We start from the raw sequence: 21,231 nt of genomic DNA, 5'->3' as shown, positions 1-21,231 counted from the left end.
GCTTAGCACTGCAAAGGCGCGCGCGAGTGCCACAAAAATTAGGGGGTAGCAGGCTGCCAGGCGTAGGTTTTGCCATTCTCAGCGATAAAACGGTAGCGGGTAAACCAGGCACCGCGTGCAGCGGTGCGTTTTTCGACCTGCACCGAGCTGGCGTCGCGCGGCACGCTCTCTGTGTGGGTGCACAGCGTGACCAACCGCCCGAGCCATGCATCGTCAATGCGTAGGCCCGCTTCGCAGTGGCTTTTACGCCCGAGCGAAGGGCCGGGGTAGGTGAGGCGAAAGGTTACCTCGCTCCTTATCGTTTCGCCTGCGGTCAGGCGCACCCAGCCTTCCGGCACATTAAGCAGCGTGACGCCAACAAAGGCCGCGACGCAGAGGAAAAGCTGCCACGGGGCTAATGCGTTAAATGCGCTCGCCTCACCGCGTACTGCCCTGCGCCAGCCACACCAGAGGCCAGTCAGCAGGGCAACCGCCAGCAGCACTGGCGTATCGGGCGCATCGTCACGCATAAAAACCGTGACGCCCAGTCGGGTGCTCTCCCACATCCACAGCGCCCATATCAGAAGCAGCAGACAGAGTGCGAAGAGACGGATTTTTTGCGACCTGGTCAATGGCAGCCCTTTTGCTTCAAAAGGCGTAGCTTACCACCATCATCCCAGGCTCAAGGCGACAAAATTTATGTGTTTACCACATCCGTCAACGCCTCTTCGAGATCGTGCCAGCGAAAGGCAAACCCGGCCTCTTGCAGGCGTTTAGGCAGCGCGCGCTGGCCGCCGAGCACCAGCACCGAGGATTCCCCCATCATCAGGCGCACGGCCGTGGCGGGCGCGCGCATAAACGCCGGGCGATGCAGGGCATGGCCAAGCGCATGAGCGAACTGCTCATTACGCACCGGGTAGGGCGCGACCATATTAAACGGCCCGCGCAGATCGTTATCCAGCAGCCAGAGGATAGCGTTGACCATATCGTCGATATGGATCCAGGCCATATATTGCCGACCCGAGCCAATCGGCCCGCCGAGACCAAGGCGGAAGAGCGGCAGCAGCTTGCCGAGAATGCCGCCTTTCGGCGTCAACACCACGCCGGTGCGCAGCAGGCAGACGCGGGTGCGGTCGCTTTGCGCTTCGCAGGCGATCTGCTCCCAGCGCGCGCAGAGCTTATGGGTAAACTCGTTATGCGGCGGCTCCTGTTCTGTTACCACCACTTCGCCGAGATCGCCGTAATAGCCGCAGGCGGAACCGGAGATCAGCACCTGCGGTGGGTTGTCGCTGGCTTTGATCAGATCCGCCAGTTGCTGCGTAATCTGCCAGCGGCTGTTGCATAAGCGCTGTTTCTGCTCCTCGGTCCAGCGCTTATCAGCAATCGGCTCGCCCGCAAGATTGATCACCGCATCAAAGGTGTTGAGATCCGTAAGATCGTTAAGCCCCTTCAGCAAGCTGACGCGGGCATCAAGCTTTTGCTGCGCTTTGGCCGGATTTCGCGTGACCACCGTTACGCTGTGGTGCAGCTCCAGCAGACGGGGGATCAGATGGTGGCCAATCAGGCCAGTACCGCCAGTAACGAGTATCTTCATGCTTCCCTCCGAAGCGTGATTATCCTTAAAACGCGCAGCTTATGGCAGCTGCGCTTTCTGCAATGCACTCTCGGTGGCCGGGCGCGTGCGAATGCGCTCAAACCAGTTAAAGACCGCCGGGTAATCCTCAAGCGTAATACGCTGGCGCGCGTGGGAGTTAATCCAGGGCCAGGCAGCGATATCCGCAATGCTGTAGTGCTGGCCCGCCAGCCATGGCACCTGCTCAAGACGTTTATTCATCACCTGGTAGAGCCGCTGCGTTTCCACCTGGTAGCGCTCAATGGCATAGGGCACCGGCTGTGGCGCGAAGTGGTTAAAGTGATGATTCTGCCCGAGCATCGGCCCCAGTCCCGCTACTTGCCAGAATAGCCACTGTAGCGTGACATGACGCTCGCGCAGTTCACCGCTCAGGAGCTGGCCGGATTTTTCTGCCAGATAGAGCAGGATCTCGCCCGATTCGAACAGGCTGAGCGGCGCGCCGCCGTCGGCGGGTTCATGATCGACAATCGCCGGGATCTTATTATTCGGTGAGATATCTAAAAATTCCGGGCGAAACTGCTCGCCTTTACTAATATCTACGCGGATCAGACGATACGGCAGCCCGGCCTCTTCGAGAAACAGCGTGATCTTATGGCCGTTCGGTGTCGGGGCGAAATAGAGGTCTATCATCGAAACTCCTGTGAGCGGAATGGGCGTCGCCTGTTAAGTATAGGTGTTCCCGGTAATGACAGCGTTTTCCGCGAGTGACAGACGGCAGAAGAGGCTATATTTTGGACAAAACCTACCCGCTAAACGAGGATGTTATGAGCGAACCGGCAATCACGTTGTGGTCTGACAATGAGTACTTCTCCCCGTATGTGCTGTCGGCGTACGTTGCCCTGCATGAAAAGGCGCTGCCCTTCACGCTGAAAACTGTCGATCTGGCGAGCGGCGCGCAGCATAGCGCGGGCTGGCCCGGCTTTCGTCTGACGCAACGTGTTCCCTCCTTAGAGATTGATGGCTTTGTGCTGAGCGAGTCCTCGGCGATTACCGAATATCTCGACGAGCGTTTTGCGCCGCCGGAGTGGGAGCGTCTCTATCCCCATGACCGCGAGAACCGCGCCCGCGCGCGGCAGGTGCAGGCCTGGCTGCGCAGCGATCTGCTGCCGATCCGTGAAGCGCGCTCAACGGATGTGGTGTTTGCCGGGGCGAAAAAAGCGCCGCTCAGCGAAGCAGGCCAGGCGAGCGCCGATAAGTTGTTTACCATCGCGGGTGAATTGCTGGCACACGGCAAGCCGAACCTGTTTGGCGAATGGTGCATTGCCGATGTCGATCTCGCTCTGATGCTTAACCGGCTGGTGATGCACGGTGACCCGGTGCCGGAACGCTTAGCGGAGTACGCGACCTTCCAGTGGCAGCGCTCCTCGGTTCAGCGCTATGTTGCACTTTCCGCTAAGCGCGCGGGCTGATAAGCGGTTCGCGTTCCGGTATCATAAGGGCGTTTTTTTTTCAAAGAGGTGCAGTGATGAAACTGATGTTTGCATCGGATATTCACGGGTCGTTGCCCGCGACGGAACGCATACTGGAACGGTTCGCGCAAAGCGGCGCCCGCTGGCTGGTTCTGCTTGGCGATGTACTTAATCACGGGCCGCGTAACGCGCTGCCGGAGGGGTATAATCCGGCGCAGGTGGCAGAACGGCTCAATACGCAGGCCAGCCGGATTATCGCCGTGCGCGGCAACTGCGACAGCGAAGTGGATCAGATGCTGCTGCGCTTTCCCATTACCGCGCCCTGGCAGCAGGTTTTATTACCCGCGTGCCGCCTGTTTTTGACCCACGGCCATCTCTTCGGCGCGGAGAATATTCCGCCGCTGGAAGCAGGCGATGTGCTGGTGTATGGGCATACCCATATTCCGGTTGCCGAGAAGCGTGGTGAGATTGTGCACTTCAACCCCGGCTCGGTCTCTATCCCGAAAGGTGGGTTTGCCGCCAGCTACGGCATGCTGGAAGAGAATATGTTACGTGTTATCGCACTTAATGATCAGCGGGTTATTGCGCAGGTTGCGATTAATCCGTAATTTACCCGTCAACCGAAACGCGCCGTAAGAGCGCCATAAAGAGAAGATGTCCCGATGGTGGAACAGAGTCATTTTGCAGGCATGGAATGGGTAGATATTGTCAACGAAGACAATGAGGTGATTGCTCAGGCCAGCCGGGAGCAAATGCGCGCGCAGTGCCTGCGTCATCGCGCAACCTATATTGTTGTGCATGACGGGATGGGCAATATTCTGGTGCAGCGTCGTACCGAGCTAAAAGACTTTATGCCCGGTAAGCTGGACGCCACCGCGGGCGGCGTGGTGCAGGCGGGTGAAAACCTGTTGGAGTCCGCGCGCCGCGAAGCGGAAGAGGAGCTGGGCATTGCCGGCGTACCGTTTGCCGAGCATGGTCAGTTCTACTTTGAAGATGAGCATTGTCGGGTGTGGGGCGGGCTGTTCAGCTGCGTCTCCCATGGGCCGTTTGCCCTGCAGGAAGAGGAGGTGAGTGAGGTCTTCTGGATGACGTCGGAAGAGATCACCGCCCGCTGCGACGAGTTTACCGATGATTCGCTGAAAGCGCTGGCGCTGTGGATGAGCCGTAACGCCAGCAATGATGTGGAAAAGCGCGAGCAGGAGACGGAGTAACCTCTTTTGCTTTGCAGAAAAAAGCGACCTTAAGGGTCGCTTTTTTATTGCCGGTTTGCGGCTGCGGAGGGTGTGTTTTTTGCCGGATGGCGCTGCGCTTATCCGGCCTACACTGCTCAGTATAAAAAAGGCGACCCGAAGGTCGCCTTTTTTGTCTGGTGGCGGAGAAGCTTATCAAACCGTAGGTCGGATAAGGCGCAGCCGCCATCCGACATCTTACTGCTGCTGGGACGCCTGAATCGCGGTCAGAGCGATGGTGTAGACGATATCGTCTACCAGCGCGCCACGAGAGAGGTCGTTCACCGGCTTGCGCATACCCTGCAGCATCGGCCCGATGGAGATCAGGTCGGCAGAGCGCTGTACCGCTTTGTAGGTGGTGTTACCGGTGTTCAGATCCGGGAAGATGAACACGGTAGCGCGACCGGCAACCGGCGAGTTCGGCGCTTTGGATTTCGCCACATCCGCCATGACCGCGGCGTCATACTGCAGCGGACCGTCGATAACCAGGTCAGGACGTTTTTCCTGCGCCAGGCGAGTCGCTTCACGCACTTTCTCAACGTCGCTACCCGCGCCGGAGTTGCCGGTGGAGTAGGAGAGCATCGCCACGCGCGGCTCGATGCCGAACGCGGTCGCGGAGTCAGCGGACTGAATCGCGATCTCGGCCAGCTGCTCAGCGGTCGGATCCGGGTTGATTGCACAGTCACCGTAAACATAAACCTGTTCCGGCAGTAGCATAAAGAACACGGAGGAGACCAGCGAGCTGCCCGGCGCAGTTTTAATCAGCTGCAGCGGCGGGCGAATGGTGTTCGCAGTGGTGTGAACCGCACCGGAAACCAGGCCGTCAACTTCATCCTGCTCCAGCATCAGCGTGCCGAGCACCACGTTGTCTTCCAGCTGTTCGCGCGCCACGGCTTCGGTCATGCCTTTGCTCTTACGCAGCTCAACCAGGCGAGCGACGTAGCTTTCACGCACCACGTCCGGATCGACGATTTCGATACCGGCGCCCAGCTCAACACCCTGTGCTGCCGCAACGCGATTGATCTCATCCGGGTTGCCCAGCAGGATACAGGTCGCGATACCACGTTCGGCACAGATAGCGGCCGCTTTCACGGTACGCGGCTCGTCGCCTTCCGGCAGTACGACGCGTTTGCCCGCTTTACGCGCCAGCTCGGTCAGCTGGTAACGGAAGGCTGGCGGCGAGAGGCGACGGCTGCGCTCGGAGGTGGCGGTCAGGGAGTCGATCCACTGCGCGTTGATGTAACGGGCAACGTACTCCTGCACGTTTTCAATACGCTCGTTATCGTCAACCGGCACTTCCAGGTTGAAGCTCTGCAGGCTCAGGGAGGTCTGCCAGGTGTTGGTGTTCACCATAAATACCGGCAGGCCGGTGGCAAACGCGCGTTCGCACAGCTTGCGCACGCTCTCTTCCATCTCGTAGCCGCCGGTCAGCAGCACGGCACCAATCTCAACGCCGTTCATCGCCGCCAGGCAGGCAGCAACCAGCACGTCAGGACGATCGGCAGAGGTCACCAGCAGCGAGCCCGGACGGAAGTGTTCCAGCATGTGCGGAATGCTGCGCGCACAGAAGGTGACGGACTTCACGCGGCGGGTTTTGATGTCGCCTTCGTTGATGATGGTCGCATTCAGGTGGCGCGCCATATCGATCGCACGGGTGGCGATGAGATCGAAGCTCCACGGCACCGCGCCCAGCACGGGCAGAGAGCTGGTCTCTTGCAGCTGCGCCGGATCGATATGCACCACTTTTGCTTTTGAGGAGTCATCAAAGATCTCAGAGAGATCCGGGCGCGTACGGCCCTGCTCATCAACCGGGGCGTTCAGTTTGTTGACGATAACGCCGGTGATGTTGCTGTTTTTCACGCCGCCGAAGCTGTTGCGCGTCAGCTCGATGCGCTCTTTCAGCTGCTCCTGCGTGTCAGTGCCCTGGGACATGACGAAGACGATTTCCGCATTCAGCGTTTTCGCGATTTCGAAGTTCAGGGACTGGGCGAACTGGTGTTTACGGGTCGGGACCAGGCCTTCAACCAGCACCACTTCAGCGTCTTTGCTGCTTTCGTGGTAGCGGGCGATGATCTCTTCCATCAGCACATCTTTCTGATTGCTGGAGAGCAGCGACTCGACGTGGCTCATTTTCAGCGGTTCAGCCGCCGGCAGCCCGGAGTTGGCGCGCACGATAGTGGTGGTCTGGTCAGGCGCATCGCCGCCCGCACGTGGCTGGGCGATCGGTTTAAAGACGCTCAGACGAACGCCTTTGCGTTCCATAGCACGGATCACGCCAAGGCTGACGCTGGTCAGGCCGACGCTGGTTCCGGTAGGGATCAGCATAATAATACGGGACACGGTTAATCCTCTTTCGTTACCGTCGAAGCGGACGGGTTACAAAACAGCACCGCCAGCGTTGGCTGGCGGTGTGGGTAAGCTATCAGGCAGTCAGGCGGCTTGCGTCTTGCGCAATCACCAGCTCTTCGTTAGTCGGGATAACGATCGCCGGGCGGGTGCCTTCTTTGTTGATAAAACCAGACTTGCCGAAACGGGCAGCCAGGTTGCGTTCGTGGTCAACTTCGAAGCCGAGCACGCCCAGTTTGCCCAGGGAGAGCTCGCGTACCATCGCTGCGTTTTCACCGATACCGCCGGTGAAGATCACCGCGTCCAGACGACCATCCATCAGCGCCGTGTAAGAGCCGATGTATTTCGCCAGGCGGTGGCAGTAAACGTCCATCGCGCGCTTCGCGTCTTCTTTGGTTTCGTAGTTATCTTCTACATAACGGCAGTCGCTGGTGACTTCGGTCAGGCCCAGCAGGCCGGACTCTTTGGTCAGCATTTTGTTGATCGCTTCAACGCTCATGCCCAGGGTGTCATGCAGATGGAAAATGATCGCCGGGTCGATATCACCAGAACGGGTACCCATTACCAGGCCTTCCAGCGGGGTCAGACCCATGGAGGTATCGACGCACTCGCCGTTACGGATAGCGGAAACAGAACCGCCGTTGCCGAGGTGGCAGGTGATGATGTTCAGTTCAGAAACCGGTTTGTTCAGCACTTTTGCCGCTTCCTGGGTTACATAGAAGTGGCTGGTGCCGTGCGCGCCGTAGCGACGAACGCCGTGCTCTTTGTACAGTTTGTACGGCAGGGCGTAGAGGTAGGACTCTTCCGGCATGGTGGTGTGGAACGCGGTGTCAAACACGGCAACGTTCTTCTCTTTCAGGCTCGGGAAGGATTTCAGCGCTTCGGCGATACCGATCAGGTGAGCCGGGTTGTGCAGCGGGGCGAAAGAGGCCGCATCTTTAATACCCTGGATCACAGACTCATCGATCACCACGGAACGGGTGTATTTTTCACCGCCGTGGACGATACGGTGACCGATTGCGGTCAGCTGAGCAGACAGTTCTGGTTTTTGTGCCAGAATAGTGTTAACGATAAAGTTAAGCGCTTCGCTGTGAGCGGCACCTGCACCTAAAGCCGCTTCTTGTTTACCGCCATCCATTTTCCACTTGATGCGTGCTTCAGGAAGGTGGAAACATTCGGCTAAACCAGAGAGGTACTCTTCACCGTTAACAGCATCAATAATTGCGAATTTCAGTGAGGAGCTACCGCAGTTCAGAACCAGTACTAACTTACTCGACATGGAAGTACCTATTTATGATACGTGGCTAAAAAAGGTCAGTGAGTCGCACAGCGTAGCGCAGGTTGACGCTGACATTTATGATTAACATCATGTCGAGAGAACTTTCTGACACGATGAAAGAATAGTTAAAATTTTAAGCTATTTTGCGCAATTTTCAGACAGTGGCATAATGAGCTTATTATTTGACGACTCAAACCTATTCGTCTAAGGCCTGGTAAAGGCCGCCACAGAATACCCGATAGCAGGTGGGATTGACAAAAAATTTTAACGTTGTCATTCACAGTTGTTGTTTTGCATAAAATTTTTAATTTTTATACGTGAAGTTGAGGTAAAGCCATGTCAAATCCTGAGATTCGACCCGTCAGTTTCTTCAGTTTATTTCGCCGGGGTCAGCACTATGCGAAGACCTGGCCTATGGAAAAACGCCTCGCTCCCATGTTTGTAGAGAACCGTACCATTCGCGCGACACGCTACGCGATTCGCTTTATGCCGCCGCTGGCAATCTTCACGCTTTGCTGGCAAATCGCCCTCGGCGGGCAGCTCGGCCCGGCTGTCGCCACCGCGCTGTTTGCCCTGAGCCTGCCAATGCAGGGGTTATGGTGGCTCGGCAAGCGCTCGGTCACGCCGCTGCCGCCCTCGATTCTGAACTGGTTCTATGAAGTGCGCGGTAAGTTGCAGGAGGCGGGCCAGGCGCTGGCACCGGTTGAAGGCAAGCCGGACTACCAGGCGCTGGCGGATACCCTTAAGCGCGCCTTTAAGCAGCTGGATAAAACCTTTCTTGATGAGCTGTAAAGTTGTGCGTGATTGATAAGAAGAGAGCATCCCCGGATGCTTTCTTTTTTGGTAGATACGCGCAACACCCCCGGCAAATCAAGAAAGCACCTTTTACTCACAGGTAGACTGAGGCCAACTTATTTTACTGCGCCGAAGTGCCACAGGAGTCGAAGATGGAAATGACCAATGCCCAACGTCTGATCTTATCCAATCAATACAAGATGATGACCATGATGGACCCGGCCAATGCGGAGCGTTATCGCCGTTTGCAAACCATTGTCGAACGGGGATATGGTTTGCAGATGCGCGAGCTGGATCGCGAATTCGGCGAGCTGAAAGAGGAAACGTGCCGCAACATCATCGATATCATGGAGATGTATCACGCACTCCACGTCTCCTGGACCAATATGAAAGATAACGCCACCATTGACGAGCGTCGCGTCACTTTCCTCGGCTTCGACGCCGCGACCGAAGCGCGCTACCTCGGGTATGTGCGCTTTATGGTTAATATTGAAGGGCGCTATACCCATTTTGATGCCGGTACCCACGGCTTTAATGCACAAACGCCGATGTGGGATAAATACCAGCGTATGCTGAGCGTGTGGCACGCCTGCCCGCGCCAGTACCACTTGAGCAGTAACGAAATTAATCAAATTCTCAACGCCTGAGGAGGTGAACGTGCAGTGCAAAGGCTTTCTGTTTGATCTGGATGGAACCCTGGTGAATTCACTCCCCGCCGTTGAGCGAGCCTGGTGCAGCTGGGCCGATCGCTTTGGCATTAGCCATGACGAGGTGCTGAATTTTATTCACGGCAAACAGGCCATCACCTCACTGCGTCACTTTATGGCGGGTGCCTCAGAAGCGGAGATTGCGGCTGAATTTACCCGCCTTGAGGAGATAGAAGCGTCAGACACTAACGGTATTACGCCGCTGCCGGGCGCGATTGAACTGCTTCAGCATCTGGATGCCTCCGCGATTCCGTGGGCCATTGTCACCTCCGGCTCGGTGCCGGTTGCCCATGCCCGCCATCGCGCGACCGGTTTGCCGATGCCGAAAGTCTTTGTCACCGCAGAACAGGTGAAGCATGGCAAGCCTGAACCGGATGCCTACCTGCTCGGTGCTGAGCTGTTAGGGCTGGCACCGGAAACCTGCGTGGTAGTCGAGGATGCAGCTGCGGGCGTGCTCTCCGGCCTCGCCGCCGGGTGTCACGTGATTGCGGTCAATGTGCCGCCGGGTTCACCGGGGCTTGAGAAGGTCGACTTCTCGCTGACCAGCCTCGAGGCGATAAGCGTCACAAAACAGCATGACGGCATCGTCAGCGTCGATCTAAAAGCCTGATTCAATGATGTAACCCCACCCCGGTGGGGTTTTTTTATGGCACTCTTTTACCACTCTCAACAAACAAGGACAGGTTGTGAACGGTGAATTGATTTGGGTTCTCTCTCTGCTGGGTATTGCCGTGGTGCTCTTTGCGACGAGCAAAGTGCGCATGGACGCAGTGGCCCTGTTTGTCATTGTCGCTTTTGTGCTGAGCGGCACCCTGACGCTTCCCGAAGCACTCTCCGGTTTTAGCGATCCAAACGTTATTTTGATTGCCGCGCTGTTTATTATCGGCGACGGGCTGGTGCGCACCGGCGTGGCAACCAATATGGGCGCCTGGCTGGTGACGATGGCGGGCAGCAGCGAAACCAAAATGCTGGTCCTGCTAATGATCACTGTCGCCGGGCTGGGGGCCTTTATGAGTTCGACCGGCGTAGTGGCGATTTTCATCCCGGTGGTGTTGAGCGTCTCGCTGCGCATGCAGGTCTCGCCGTCGCGGTTAATGATGCCGCTCAGCTTCGCCGGGCTGATTAGCGGCATGATGACGCTGGTGGCGACGCCGCCAAACCTGGTGGTAAACAGCGAACTGCTGCGCGAAGGGCTGGAGGGGTTTGGCTTTTTCAGCGTTACGCCGCTTGGCCTGGTTATCCTGCTGCTCGGCATCGTCTATATGCTGTTGATGCGCTTTACGCTGAAGGCGGAGGGGAGCGACGCCCAGCGCGAGAGCTGGAAGCGGCGCTCGTTTCGCGATCTGATCCGCGAGTATCACCTGGCGGGCCGCGCGCGGCGGTTAGCTATTCGCCCCGGCTCGCCGATGATTGGTCAGCGCCTCGACGATCTGCAACTGCGTGAGCGCTATGGTGCCAACGTTATCGGCGTTGAGCGCTGGCGGCGTTTTCGCCGGGTGATTGTTAACGTTAATGGCGTCTCGGAGTTTCGCGCCCGTGACGTGCTGCTGATTGATATGTCCTCTTCGGATGTCGATCTGCGCCAGTTCTGCGTCGAGCAGCAACTGGAGCCAATGATCCTGCGCGGGGAGTACTTCTCCGACCAGGCGCTGGATGTCGGCATGGCGGAAGTCTCGCTGATCCCCGATTCCGAACTGCTGGGCAAAACGGTGCGCGAAATCGGTTTTCGTACCCGCTACGGTCTGAACGTGGTGGGCCTGAAGCGCAATGGCGTGGCGCTGGAAGGGGCGGTCACTGACGAGCCGCTGCAACTTGGTGACATTTTCCTTGTGGTCGGTAACTGGAAGTTAATCAGCCAGCTTGCCGGACACGCCCGCGACTTTGTGGTGCTGAACCTGCCCGTTGAAGAGAGCGCGGCTTCGCCAGCGCACAGCCAGGCGCCGCATGCGATTTTCTGCCTGGTATTGATGGTTGCGCTGATGCTGACCGACGATATTCCCAATCCGATTGCCGCCATTATCGCCTGCATGCTAATGGGGAAATTCCGCTGCATCGACGCCGAGAGCGCCTATAAAGCGATCCACTGGCCGAGCATCATTCTGATTGTTGGCATGATGCCTTTTGCACTGGCGCTGCAAAAAACCGGCGGCGTCGATCTGGTGGTCAAAGGGCTGATGGAGTTGGGCGGGGGTTATGGCCCGCACCTGATGCTGATCTGTCTGTTTGTGATGTGCGCGGCGATAGGGCTGTTTATCTCCAATACCGCCACGGCCGTCTTAATGGCACCCATTGCGCTGGCGGCGGCGAAATCGATGGGCGTCTCGCCTTATCCCTTCGCGATGATGGTGGCGATGGCTGCCTCTGCCGCCTTTATGACACCGGTCTCATCGCCGGTGAACACGCTGGTATTAGGGCCGGGCAACTACCGGTTCAGCGACTTTATCAAACTCGGTGTGCCCTTTACGCTGCTGGTGATGATGGTGTGCGTGGTGATGATCCCGATGCTGTTTCCCTTTTAAACGGGCGTGTTCGCCCTTGTTATAAGGGCGAATCCTGGCTGATCTCATCCAGCGACAGCTGGAAGCTCGGCACAAACACCTGCATAAAGTAGTCCATCTCCGGGCTGCGCCGGGCCTCGAGGGTTTTCTCCAGCCGCGATTTGGCCAGCAGAAACTCATTGTTGCCGGCGGAAAGCTCTTCGAGGCACTTCAGGTAGGCGCAGAGCGCATCCGCCTGTTTAACAATTAATCGCTCCTCCTCGCTGTAGTGATGCTCATCAATCAGCGGGGCGAAAATATCCTGCAACTCTTCGGGTACCATTTCCACCAGCTTCTGCTGGGCGATCTTCTCAATCGCTTTGTACTCCTGGGCAATCTGCGAGTTGAAGTACTTCACCGGCGTCGGAAGATCGCCGGTGATCACTTCAGAGGCATCGTGATAAATCGCCAGCAGCGCAATGCGCTCTGCGTTGAGCGCGCCGCCAAATTTGCGGTTTTTGATCGCTGCCAGCGCGTGCGCGACCATCGCCACTTGCAGGCTATGCTCGGAGACATTCTCGGTGCGCACATTGCGCATCAGCGGCCAGCGGTTGATCAGTTTCAGGCGGGAGAGGTGGGCGAAGAAGTGACTCTGACTCATAGTTAACCTTGTCTTGAATGCGACTGGAACCATTGTGCGCAGAGAGTGGGGGAAGATGCAAACCTTCCCCCAGGGTCAATTATTGATGATAGCCGGAGAGGAAACGCCCGAAGCGGGTGATCGCCATTTCCAGATCGTCCTCGCGCGGCAGGGTGACGATGCGCACGTGATCCGGCCACGGCCAGTTGAAGGCGGTGCCCTGAACCAGCAGCACCTTCTCCTGCAGCAGGAAGTCGAGCACCATCTTCTGGTCATCCAGAATATTGAAACGTTTCGCGTCGATTTTCGGGAACATATAGAGCGCGCCGCTCGGTTTTACGCAGGAGACGCCGGGAATGTCGTTAATCAACTCCCACGCGCGGTTGCGCTGCTCATAGAGACGCCCGCCGGGCACGATAAATTCGCTGATGCTCTGATAGCCGCCGAGCGCGGTCTGAATCGCATGCTGCGCCGGCACGTTGGCGCACAGGCGCATTGAGGCGAGCATCTCCAGCCCTTCGATATAACCTTTGGCGTGCTTTTTCGGCCCACTCAGCACCATCCAGCCCTGGCGGAAACCAGCCACGCGGTAGGTTTTCGACAGCCCGTTAAAGGTGATGGTGAAGAGATCCGGTGCCAGCGCGGCGATAGAGTGGTGCTGCGCTTCGTCGTAGAGGATCTTGTCGTAGATCTCATCGGCGAAAATAATCAGGTTGTGCTGGCGTGCCAGCTCGACAATCTCCAGCAGCAGCTCTTTTGAGTAGACTGCGCCGGTCGGGTTATTCGGGTTAATGATCACAATGCCGCGCGTGCGCGGGGTGATTTTGGCGCGGATGTCGTCCAGATCCGGGAACCAGCCGGCGGATTCATCACAAAGGTAGTGCACCGCTTTGCCGCCGGAGAGCGACACTGCCGCGGTCCACAGCGGATAGTCCGGCGCCGGGACCAGCATCTCATCGCCGCTGTTCAACAGCGCCTGCATCGACTGCACGATCAGCTCAGAGACGCCGTTACCGATATAGATATCTTCGACGGTGACTTCACGCATGCCGCGCGCCTGATAGTGCTGCATGATCGCTTTACGGGCAGAGTAGAGCCCCTTTGAATCGCAGTAGCCCTGGGCGCCAGGGAGGTTGCGGATCACATCGACCAGAATCTCATCCGGGGCTTCGAAGCCGAACGGGGCAGGGTTACCGATGTTGAGTTTGAGAACTTTGTTGCCTTCTTCTTCCAGACGCTTTGCTTCTTTAAGAACCGGGCCACGGATGTCATAACAGACGTTATCTAACTTGCTGGATTTTTCGATGGAGGACATGAACCTTTGCCTTTTTACTGGAATCGCCACTCCCTGCCGTGGAAGTGAATACGGAACAATGTACTCCCACGCCCGCCTGTTTTGAAGGGTTAACAGGAGAAGATTTTGCCAGGCCGGGCAGTTGCCTTTAACGATCTTTTAACTATTAAATGTTCGCTTTTACTCTTTTCCATGCTAACTAATCACAAACTGATAGTAATAAGTTTCAGTTAAATATCTGTTAATGATATTTTTCACCGCATGGAACCCTTCCCCCAGTGCGGGATTTAATTTTTTGCTACCTTCGGCAGGACAATAGAGATGAGATCGAGTGTATAAAGAGGAGATATAAAGTAACGGTTAGCATCCCGCTTTGTTGCTGTGAAGATAATGTTAATTTCTATTAAAGAGATCCATTTCCAGAACCGTTCGCTATTTAATATTGAGAATAGTAACTATGACCATCACTAATATTTATATGTCTCATTTTTTCGTACTGACATTTTAAGAATTTAAGATAATTCGTATTAACGCTTATAAATAAAAAGGTTTTGGGGTAAACTCAGACAGCCTGAAAGGGCGCTCAGGGGCAAAGCCCTGAGTTCAGTAAGGTTGAATTCTTAATTTTACTTAATTGCTATTACTCTTTTTTTACTTCAGAGCCTCTGTTGGGTTCACCTTTATCTGCGACGCGCGATGTTAAATCGGTATTCGCCGCGAAAGACGCGTTTTAAATGCATCAACACCATTTGGCTGGTTTATATATCCCCGAGCGGGATGTTTGCCAAATAAAAGACGTTGAGTTCTGCTTGCATCAGGTGGCGAACAAAAACATCACACACATTGCCTGGCTTCATCGGCAATGGCAGTGCAGGATGCGCTTTTTAAATGGACTTACTTAATCTTATGAACACAGCATAAACCCGGGGCACGCAACGCGAGCAACCCGTAAGTGAAAAATGATGATAAATGCAAATCGTCCGATACTGAATCTCGACCTCGATCTGCTGAGAACCTTTGTTGCAGTCGCGGATTTAAACACTTTTGCAGCCGCCGCTGCGGCGGTTTGCCGTACGCAATCCGCTGTAAGCCAGCAAATGCAGCGCCTTGAACAGCTAGTGGGAAAAGAGCTGTTCGCCCGTCATGGCCGCAATAAATTGCTGACTGAGCACGGTATTCAGCTTTTAGGCTATGCGAGAAAGATCCTGCGCTTTAATGACGAAGCCTGCACCTCGTTAATGTTCAGCAATTTGCAGGGCGTATTAACTATTGGTGCGTCAGATGAGTCCGCCGATACGATCCTGCCGTTCCTGCTTAATCGTATTAGCTCGGTCTATCCAAAGCTGGCGCTGGATGTGCGGGTAAAACGCAATCCGATGAGCAGCGATCAGCTTCAGGAGGATGAAGTTGATCTGGTGGTGACCACGCATCGTGTCAAGCCGTTTGACTATTTAACGCTGCGCACCTCACCGACGCTCTGGTATTGCGCGGCGGAGTATGTGCTGCAAAAAGGGGAGGCGGTGCCGCTGGTCCTGCTGGATGAGCCGAGCCCGTTCCGCGATATGGTGCTTAACGCGCTTAATGAAGCCGAGATTCCATGGCGCATGGCCTATGTGGCCTCAACGCTCTCGGCGGTGAAAGCAGCCGTTAAAGCAGGCCTTGGCGTCACGGCGCGACCGGTCGAGATGATGAGTCCTGACCTGCGGGTACTAAGTCATGCTGAAGGCTTCCCGGCCTTGCCGGAAACGGAATATCTGCTCTCGCGCAACCCGAACAGCGGGAACGAGCTGGCGCAGGTGATTTTCGATGCCATGGAGCACTATCGCGATCCCTGGCACTACAAAGGATCTACTCCGGAAGGGGGAGATGAACAGCTGCTGGTTGATGGCGATTTCTAGCTAACATTTCGCCGCAAACTGGTAACAATTTGTAAGTGTAAAAATGGCCCACTGATGAGAGAAACCATCACAGTGGGCCATTTTTTGCACAAATAATAAGCATCTGAATTATTCCCGCTCTAAATCATTATTTCTTTCAATCTGTTAATCCACCTCACAGCACAATCCCCCTTTATCATCTATAGTCTTTCATGCCCTCTGCTCATGTTAAAAATCAAGCAAGATTGTTGCCGAATCATTGTATGAATTAACAAAAGCGTGTCTCAGATCAAAAAAATACCTCCGCAGAGGGGGAGGAATCCTGGGTAAATCCTGTCAAAATAGGAGGGTAATTTTTGTAATCCTCCACAACGGACTCGATTCAACACCGGATTTTGCCGCAGGAAAAGTTGTTGCTGGTCAATAAAACGGCACTAAATGTTAATGGATTGCTGCCGATGTAAACTAATGTGAGGAAACTTTTGTTAAAGTTGACAAAAGGTTATAGAAAGGAGTAAAAACCCACATCATTTAGCTGTTTTTCAGCTTTTTGCACAGTAAGTATGTGGTTTTTTATTCCTCCCCGTGAATCGATGTGGCGTCATCTGCCAGCAAGAGCAGAGGTTTTAACGCTACCTTTTGAGTTAAGCAATGCGTATGTCAACATCCACTGAAATCATCGCTCATCACTGGGCATTCGCTGTCTTTCTTATTGTCGCCATCGGCCTCTGTTGCCTGATGCTGGTCGGCGGTCGGTTTTTGGGCGGACGCGCGCGCGCAAGGCACAAAAACGTACCTTTCGAATCTGGTATCGACTCCGTCGGTTCCGCTCGCTTACGTCTCTCCGCCAAGTTCTATCTGGTCGCCATGTTCTTCGTCATCTTCGATGTCGAAGCGCTCTATCTCTACGCATGGTCTACGTCCATTCGTGAGAGTGGCTGGGTGGGATTTGCCGAAGCCGCAATTTTTATCTTAGTGCTGCTGGCTGGTCTGGTTTATCTGGTGCGTATTGGCGCGCTCGATTGGACGCCGGTGCGTTCGCGCCGCGCGCAGGTTAACCCTGAGACCAACAGCTACACTGACAGTCAACGCTAACCGCGAGGCAATAAGATGGATTATACGCTCACCCGCATAGATCCTAACGGTGAGAACGACCGTTACCCCCTGCAAAAACAGGAGATCGTAACTGACCCCCTGGAACAAGAGATCAACCGTAGCGTCTACATGGGCAAGCTCGAAAATGTCCTGCACGATATGGTTAACTGGGGTCGTAAGAACTCTATTTGGCCGTACAACTTCGGCCTTTCCTGCTGCTACGTCGAGATGGTGACCTCGTTTACCGCCGTGCACGACGTGGCGCGTTTTGGCGCAGAAGTACTGCGTGCCTCGCCGCGTCAGGCTGACCTGATGGTCGTTGCCGGTACGCCGTTCACCAAGATGGCACCGGTTATCCAGCGCCTCTATGACCAGATGCTGGAGCCGAAATGGGTTATCTCCATGGGTGCCTGCGCAAACTCTGGCGGTATGTACGACATCTACTCCGTTGTGCAGGGCGTCGACAAATTTATCCCGGTGGATGTTTACATCCCTGGCTGCCCGCCGCGTCCTGAAGCCTATATGCAGGCGCTGATGCTGCTGCAGGAGTCGATTGGCAAGGAGCGTCGTCCGCTCTCCTGGGTGGTTGGCGATCAGGGCGTGTATCGCGCCAATATGCAGTCAGAGCGTGAACGTAAACGCGGTGAACGTATTGCCGTCACCAACCTGCGTTCGCCGGACGAGATTTAATTTGCGCCTGTGGGCAAGGGTAAAAAGCGTCGCATTTCAATAATCCAATAACGCGACGCGCTGCCCCACAGTCACCACGGACCCTTTGCAATGGTGAAAAATATGACCGATTTAACTGCGCAAGAAGCCCCATGGCAGACCCGGGATCATCTGGATGATCCGGTCATTGGCGAATTGCGCAACCGTTTTGGGCCGGATGCCTTTTCCGTTCAGGCGACCCGCACCGGGGTACCCGTCGTTTGGGTGAAGCGTGAGCAGTTACTGGAAGTGGTCGATTTCTTAAAGAAATTACCGAAGCCTTACGTCATGCTGTTCGATCTTCACGGCATGGACGAGCGTCTACGCACACACCGCGCCGGTCTGCCCGCCGCGGATTTTTCCGTTTTCTACCACTTCTTGTCGATTGATCGTAACAGCGACATCATGCTGAAAGTGGCCCTCGCAGAAAACGATTTGCATGTGCCGACTATCACTAAACTCTTCCCGAACGCTAACTGGTATGAGCGTGAAACCTGGGAGATGTTTGGTATCACTTTTGATGGCCACCCGCATCTGACGCGCATCATGATGCCGCAGACCTGGACCGGCCACCCGCTGCGTAAAGACTACCCGGCGCGCGCCACCGAATTCGATCCGTTTGAGCTGACCAAAGCCAAGCAGGATCTGGAGATGGAAGCGCTGACCTTCAAGCCGGAAGATTGGGGCATGAAGCGCGGCACCGACAACGAGGACTTCATGTTCCTTAACCTCGGTCCAAACCACCCCTCTGCGCACGGTGCGTTCCGCATCATCCTGCAGCTTGATGGCGAAGAGATCGTCGACTGCGTGCCGGATATCGGTTATCACCACCGCGGCGCGGAGAAGATGGGCGAACGCCAGTCATGGCACAGCTACATTCCTTATACCGACCGCGTTGAGTACCTCGGCGGCTGCGTCAACGAGATGCCATACGTACTGGCGGTCGAGAAACTGGCAGGCATTACCGTGCCGGAACGCGTGGAAGTGATCCGCGTGATGCTCTCTGAGCTGTTCCGCATCAACAGCCACCTGCTCTATATCTCTACCTTTATTCAGGACGTCGGCGCGATGACGCCGGTCTTCTTCGCCTTTACCGATCGTCAGAAAATCTACGATCTGGTGGAAGCGATCACCGGTTTCCGTATGCACCCGGCCTGGTTCCGCATCGGCGGCGTCGCGCACGATCTACCGCGCGGCTGGGATCGCCTGCTGCGTGAATTCCTCGACTGGATGCCGAAACGTCTGGCTTCCTATGAGAAAGCCGCACTGCGTAACTCCATTCTGAAAGGCCGTGCCCAGGGCGTTGCCGCTTACGGCGCGAAAGAGGCGCTGGAGTGGGGCACCACCGGCGCAGGCCTGCGTGCTACCGGCATCAACTTTGACGTGCGTAAAGCGCGCCCTTACTCCGGCTATCAGAACTTCGACTTCGAAATCCCGGTCGGCGGTGGCGTCAGCGACTGCTACACCCGCGTGATGCTGAAAGTGGAAGAGCTGCGCCAGAGCCTGCGCATTCTTGAGCAATGCCTCAACAATATGCCGGAAGGGCCGTTCAAAGCGGATCACCCGCTGACCACGCCGCCGCCGAAAGAGCGCACGCTGCAACATATCGAAACCCTGATTACTCACTTCCTGCAGGTATCGTGGGGCCCGGTGATGCCGGCCAACGAATCCTTCCAGATGATTGAAGCAACCAAGGGTATCAACAGTTACTACCTTACCAGTGACGGCAGCACCATGAGCTACCGTACCCGTATTCGTACGCCGAGTTTCCCGCATCTGCAGCAAATTCCGGCGGCAATCCGCGGCAGCCTGGTCTCAGACTTGATTGTCTACCTGGGTAGTATCGATTTTGTTATGTCAGATGTGGACCGCTAATTATGCACGAGAATCAACAACCAGAAACCGGGGCTTTTGAGCTGAGTGCGGCAGAGCGTGAGGCAATTGAGCACGAGAAGCACCACTACGAAGACCCGCGTGCGGCGTCCATTGAAGCGCTGAAGATCGTTCAGAAACAGCGTGGCTGGGTGCCGGACGGCGCAATTTACGCTATCGCCGACGTGCTGGGCATTCCGGCGAGCGATGTCGAAGGCGTGGCAACGTTCTACAGCCAGATCTTCCGCCAGCCGGTCGGCCGCCATGTGATCCGCTACTGCGACAGCGTGGTGTGTCACATCACTGGCTATCAGGGGATCCAGTCGGCGATTGAGAGCCACCTGAAGATCAAGCCGGGCCAGACCACGTTTGATGGCCGTTTTACGCTGCTGCCAACCTGCTGTCTCGGCAACTGCGACAAAGGGCCGACCATGATGATCGATGAGGACACCCACAGTTCTCTGACGCCGGAAACGATCCCTGACTTGCTGGAGCGGTATAAATAATGAAGACCATTATCCGTACTCCCGAAACCCATCCGCTGACCTGGCGTCTGCGCGATGACAAACAGCCGGTCTGGCTTGAAGAGTATCAGAGCAAGAACGGCTATGCCGGTGCGCGTAAGGCCCTGACCGGGCTGGCACCGGACGAAATCGTCAACCAGGTAAAAGACGCTGGCCTGAAAGGGCGCGGCGGCGCGGGCTTCTCCACCGGTCTTAAGTGGAGCCTGATGCCGAAAGACGAATCGATGAACATCCGTTACCTGCTGTGTAACGCCGATGAGATGGAGCCGGGCACCTATAAAGACCGCCTGTTGATGGAGCAGTTGCCGCACCTGCTGGTGGAAGGCATGCTGATCTCCGCCTTTGCGCTGAAGGCCTATCGTGGCTACATCTTCCTGCGCGGAGAGTACATCGAAGCGGCGGTGCATCTGCGCCGCGCCATTGCTGAAGCCACCGAAGCGGGCTTGCTTGGCAAAAATATTCTCGGCAGCGGGTTCGATTTCGAACTTATCGTCCATACCGGCGCAGGTCGTTACATCTGCGGCGAAGAGACGGCGCTGATCAACTCGCTGGAAGGGCGTCGCGCGAACCCGCGCTCAAAACCGCCTTTCCCGGCAAGCTCCGGCGTATGGGGTAAACCGACTTGCGTTAACAACGTTGAAACCCTGTGTAACGTCCCGGCAATCCTTGCCAACGGCGTGGAGTGGTACCAGAGCCTGTCAACCAGCAAAGATGCCGGTACCAAACTGATGGGCTTCTCCGGGCGCGTGAAAAACCCGGGCGTCTGGGAGCTGCCGTTTGGCACTACCGCGCGTGAAATCCTCGAAGAGTACGCGGGCGGCATGCGCGACGGGCTGAAATTCAAAGCCTGGCAGCCGGGCGGCGCGGGAACCGACTTCCTTACCGAAGCGCACCTCGATCTGCCGATGGAGTTCGAAAGCATCGGTAAAGCGGGCAGCCGTTTAGGTACCGCGCTGGCGATGGCCGTTGACCATGAAATTGGCATGGTGCCGCTGGTGCGTAACCTGGAAGAGTTCTTCGCCCGCGAGTCCTGCGGCTGGTGTACGCCGTGCCGTGACGGGCTGCCGTGGAGCGTCAAAATCCTGCGTGCGCTGGAGCGTGGCGAAGGCCAGCCTGGCGATATCGAAACCCTGGAGCAACTCTGCCGCCAGCTTGGGCCGGGTAAAACCTTCTGCGCACACGCGCCGGGTGCGGTTGAACCGTTACAGAGCGCAATTAAGTATTTCCGCGAAGAGTTCGAAGCGGGGATCAAGCAGCAATTCAGCAATACCCATGCGATTGGCGGTATCCAGCCAAACCTGCTGAAAGCGCGCTGGTAATGGTTCCCCCTCATCGTGAGCAGGTGAGGGGACGCGGAACGAATTTTG

The 21,231-nt window shown here is 56.1% G+C and carries 20 protein-coding genes; 13 read left to right on the top strand and 7 right to left on the bottom strand.

Annotated features, from left to right (window positions below; genetic code table 11):
- Positions 1 to 38 precede the first annotated feature (38 nt).
- The 3 genes from BWI95_RS21110 to yfcG all read right to left on the bottom strand — a co-directional run bounded on the left by BWI95_RS21110 (position 39) and on the right by yfcG (position 2,242).
- Complete coding sequence (locus tag BWI95_RS21110) at positions 39 to 611, bottom strand: hypothetical protein (protein ID WP_076770193.1); 573 nt, start codon at positions 609 to 611, stop codon at positions 39 to 41.
- Positions 612 to 676: 65 nt separating this feature from the next.
- The gene (locus tag BWI95_RS21105; protein WP_054803337.1) at positions 677 to 1,573 is read right to left on the bottom strand and encodes a TIGR01777 family oxidoreductase; all 897 of its coding nucleotides are present in this window, start codon (positions 1,571 to 1,573) and stop codon (positions 677 to 679) included.
- Positions 1,574 to 1,612: 39 nt separating this feature from the next.
- Positions 1,613 to 2,242, bottom strand: coding sequence for a GSH-dependent disulfide bond oxidoreductase (yfcG, locus tag BWI95_RS21100; RefSeq protein WP_054803338.1), 630 nt, complete (start codon positions 2,240 to 2,242; stop codon positions 1,613 to 1,615).
- Between the two features lie 134 nt (positions 2,243 to 2,376).
- On the opposite strand from yfcG, the gene yfcF reads away from it, so the two are divergent.
- Genes yfcF through yfcD form a run of 3 tightly spaced genes read left to right on the top strand, consistent with a single transcriptional unit; the run spans position 2,377 to position 4,232 of the window.
- The gene (yfcF, locus tag BWI95_RS21095; RefSeq protein WP_054803374.1) at positions 2,377 to 3,021 is read left to right on the top strand and encodes a glutathione transferase; all 645 of its coding nucleotides are present in this window, start codon (positions 2,377 to 2,379) and stop codon (positions 3,019 to 3,021) included.
- A gap of 53 nt (positions 3,022 to 3,074) precedes the next feature.
- Positions 3,075 to 3,629 carry a phosphodiesterase gene (gene yfcE, locus BWI95_RS21090; protein WP_167552475.1) on the top strand — a complete coding sequence of 185 codons (555 nt, stop codon included), beginning with the start codon at positions 3,075 to 3,077 and terminating at the stop codon, positions 3,627 to 3,629.
- Between the two features lie 54 nt (positions 3,630 to 3,683).
- On the top strand, positions 3,684 to 4,232 hold the full coding sequence (gene yfcD / locus BWI95_RS21085) for an NUDIX hydrolase YfcD (protein ID WP_054803340.1): 549 nt from the start codon (positions 3,684 to 3,686) through the stop codon (positions 4,230 to 4,232).
- A 216-nt stretch (positions 4,233 to 4,448) separates the two neighbouring features.
- Here yfcD and pta read toward each other — a convergent pair whose 3' ends face one another.
- Positions 4,449 to 6,590: a phosphate acetyltransferase gene (pta, locus tag BWI95_RS21080; RefSeq protein ID WP_023479804.1), complete on the bottom strand. Its 2,142-nt coding sequence runs from the start codon at positions 6,588 to 6,590 to the stop codon at positions 4,449 to 4,451.
- Between the two features lie 82 nt (positions 6,591 to 6,672).
- The gene (gene ackA / locus BWI95_RS21075) at positions 6,673 to 7,875 is read right to left on the bottom strand and encodes an acetate kinase (RefSeq protein WP_023479643.1); all 1,203 of its coding nucleotides are present in this window, start codon (positions 7,873 to 7,875) and stop codon (positions 6,673 to 6,675) included.
- A gap of 336 nt (positions 7,876 to 8,211) precedes the next feature.
- Between ackA and yfbV the strand changes: the two genes are divergently transcribed.
- The 4 genes from yfbV to BWI95_RS21055 all read left to right on the top strand — a co-directional run bounded on the left by yfbV (position 8,212) and on the right by BWI95_RS21055 (position 11,896).
- Positions 8,212 to 8,667: a terminus macrodomain insulation protein YfbV gene (yfbV, locus tag BWI95_RS21070; protein ID WP_023479712.1), complete on the top strand. Its 456-nt coding sequence runs from the start codon at positions 8,212 to 8,214 to the stop codon at positions 8,665 to 8,667.
- A gap of 155 nt (positions 8,668 to 8,822) precedes the next feature.
- Complete coding sequence (locus tag BWI95_RS21065) at positions 8,823 to 9,317, top strand: YfbU family protein (protein WP_054803341.1); 495 nt, start codon at positions 8,823 to 8,825, stop codon at positions 9,315 to 9,317.
- Between the two features lie 10 nt (positions 9,318 to 9,327).
- Positions 9,328 to 9,987: a sugar phosphatase gene (locus BWI95_RS21060; protein ID WP_076770192.1), complete on the top strand. Its 660-nt coding sequence runs from the start codon at positions 9,328 to 9,330 to the stop codon at positions 9,985 to 9,987.
- Between the two features lie 76 nt (positions 9,988 to 10,063).
- Positions 10,064 to 11,896: an SLC13 family permease gene (locus tag BWI95_RS21055; RefSeq protein ID WP_076770191.1), complete on the top strand. Its 1,833-nt coding sequence runs from the start codon at positions 10,064 to 10,066 to the stop codon at positions 11,894 to 11,896.
- Positions 11,897 to 11,915: 19 nt separating this feature from the next.
- On the opposite strand, the gene yfbR is transcribed toward BWI95_RS21055, so the two are convergent.
- Positions 11,916 to 12,515 carry a 5'-deoxynucleotidase gene (gene yfbR / locus BWI95_RS21050; protein ID WP_023479739.1) on the bottom strand — a complete coding sequence of 200 codons (600 nt, stop codon included), beginning with the start codon at positions 12,513 to 12,515 and terminating at the stop codon, positions 11,916 to 11,918.
- Between the two features lie 79 nt (positions 12,516 to 12,594).
- The gene (locus tag BWI95_RS21045; RefSeq protein WP_054803343.1) at positions 12,595 to 13,809 is read right to left on the bottom strand and encodes a pyridoxal phosphate-dependent aminotransferase; all 1,215 of its coding nucleotides are present in this window, start codon (positions 13,807 to 13,809) and stop codon (positions 12,595 to 12,597) included.
- A gap of 941 nt (positions 13,810 to 14,750) precedes the next feature.
- Here BWI95_RS21045 and lrhA point away from each other — a divergent pair.
- The 6 genes from lrhA (at position 14,751) to nuoF (ending at position 21,183) form a co-directional block, all read left to right on the top strand.
- A complete protein-coding gene (lrhA, locus tag BWI95_RS21040) occupies positions 14,751 to 15,686 on the top strand; it encodes a transcriptional regulator LrhA (RefSeq protein WP_054803375.1) in 936 nt (311 codons plus the stop codon).
- 630 nt (positions 15,687 to 16,316) lie between these two features.
- Entirely contained in the window at positions 16,317 to 16,760 is a 444-nt protein-coding gene (nuoA, locus tag BWI95_RS21035) for an NADH-quinone oxidoreductase subunit NuoA (protein ID WP_034812950.1), read from the top strand.
- Positions 16,761 to 16,775: 15 nt separating this feature from the next.
- Positions 16,776 to 17,450 (top strand): NADH-quinone oxidoreductase subunit NuoB, encoded by a 675-nt coding sequence (gene nuoB, locus BWI95_RS21030; RefSeq protein WP_023479723.1) that lies wholly within the window; start codon positions 16,776 to 16,778, stop codon positions 17,448 to 17,450.
- Positions 17,451 to 17,540: 90 nt separating this feature from the next.
- Positions 17,541 to 19,343, top strand: coding sequence for an NADH-quinone oxidoreductase subunit C/D (gene nuoC, locus BWI95_RS21025; RefSeq protein ID WP_128482496.1), 1,803 nt, complete (start codon positions 17,541 to 17,543; stop codon positions 19,341 to 19,343).
- Positions 19,344 to 19,345: 2 nt separating this feature from the next.
- The gene (gene nuoE, locus BWI95_RS21020) at positions 19,346 to 19,846 is read left to right on the top strand and encodes an NADH-quinone oxidoreductase subunit NuoE (RefSeq protein ID WP_023479890.1); all 501 of its coding nucleotides are present in this window, start codon (positions 19,346 to 19,348) and stop codon (positions 19,844 to 19,846) included.
- A complete protein-coding gene (nuoF, locus tag BWI95_RS21015; RefSeq protein WP_054803344.1) occupies positions 19,846 to 21,183 on the top strand; it encodes an NADH-quinone oxidoreductase subunit NuoF in 1,338 nt (445 codons plus the stop codon). The genes nuoE and nuoF overlap by 1 nt, the downstream gene beginning before the upstream one ends.
- Positions 21,184 to 21,231 lie beyond the last annotated feature (48 nt).

The organism is Kosakonia cowanii JCM 10956 = DSM 18146 (genome assembly GCF_001975225.1).
GTDB classification, from domain to species: Bacteria; Pseudomonadota; Gammaproteobacteria; order Enterobacterales; family Enterobacteriaceae; genus Kosakonia; species Kosakonia cowanii.
Note: the sequence above shows the minus strand (reverse complement) of the source record. Positions and strands in the feature narration are given on the sequence as shown.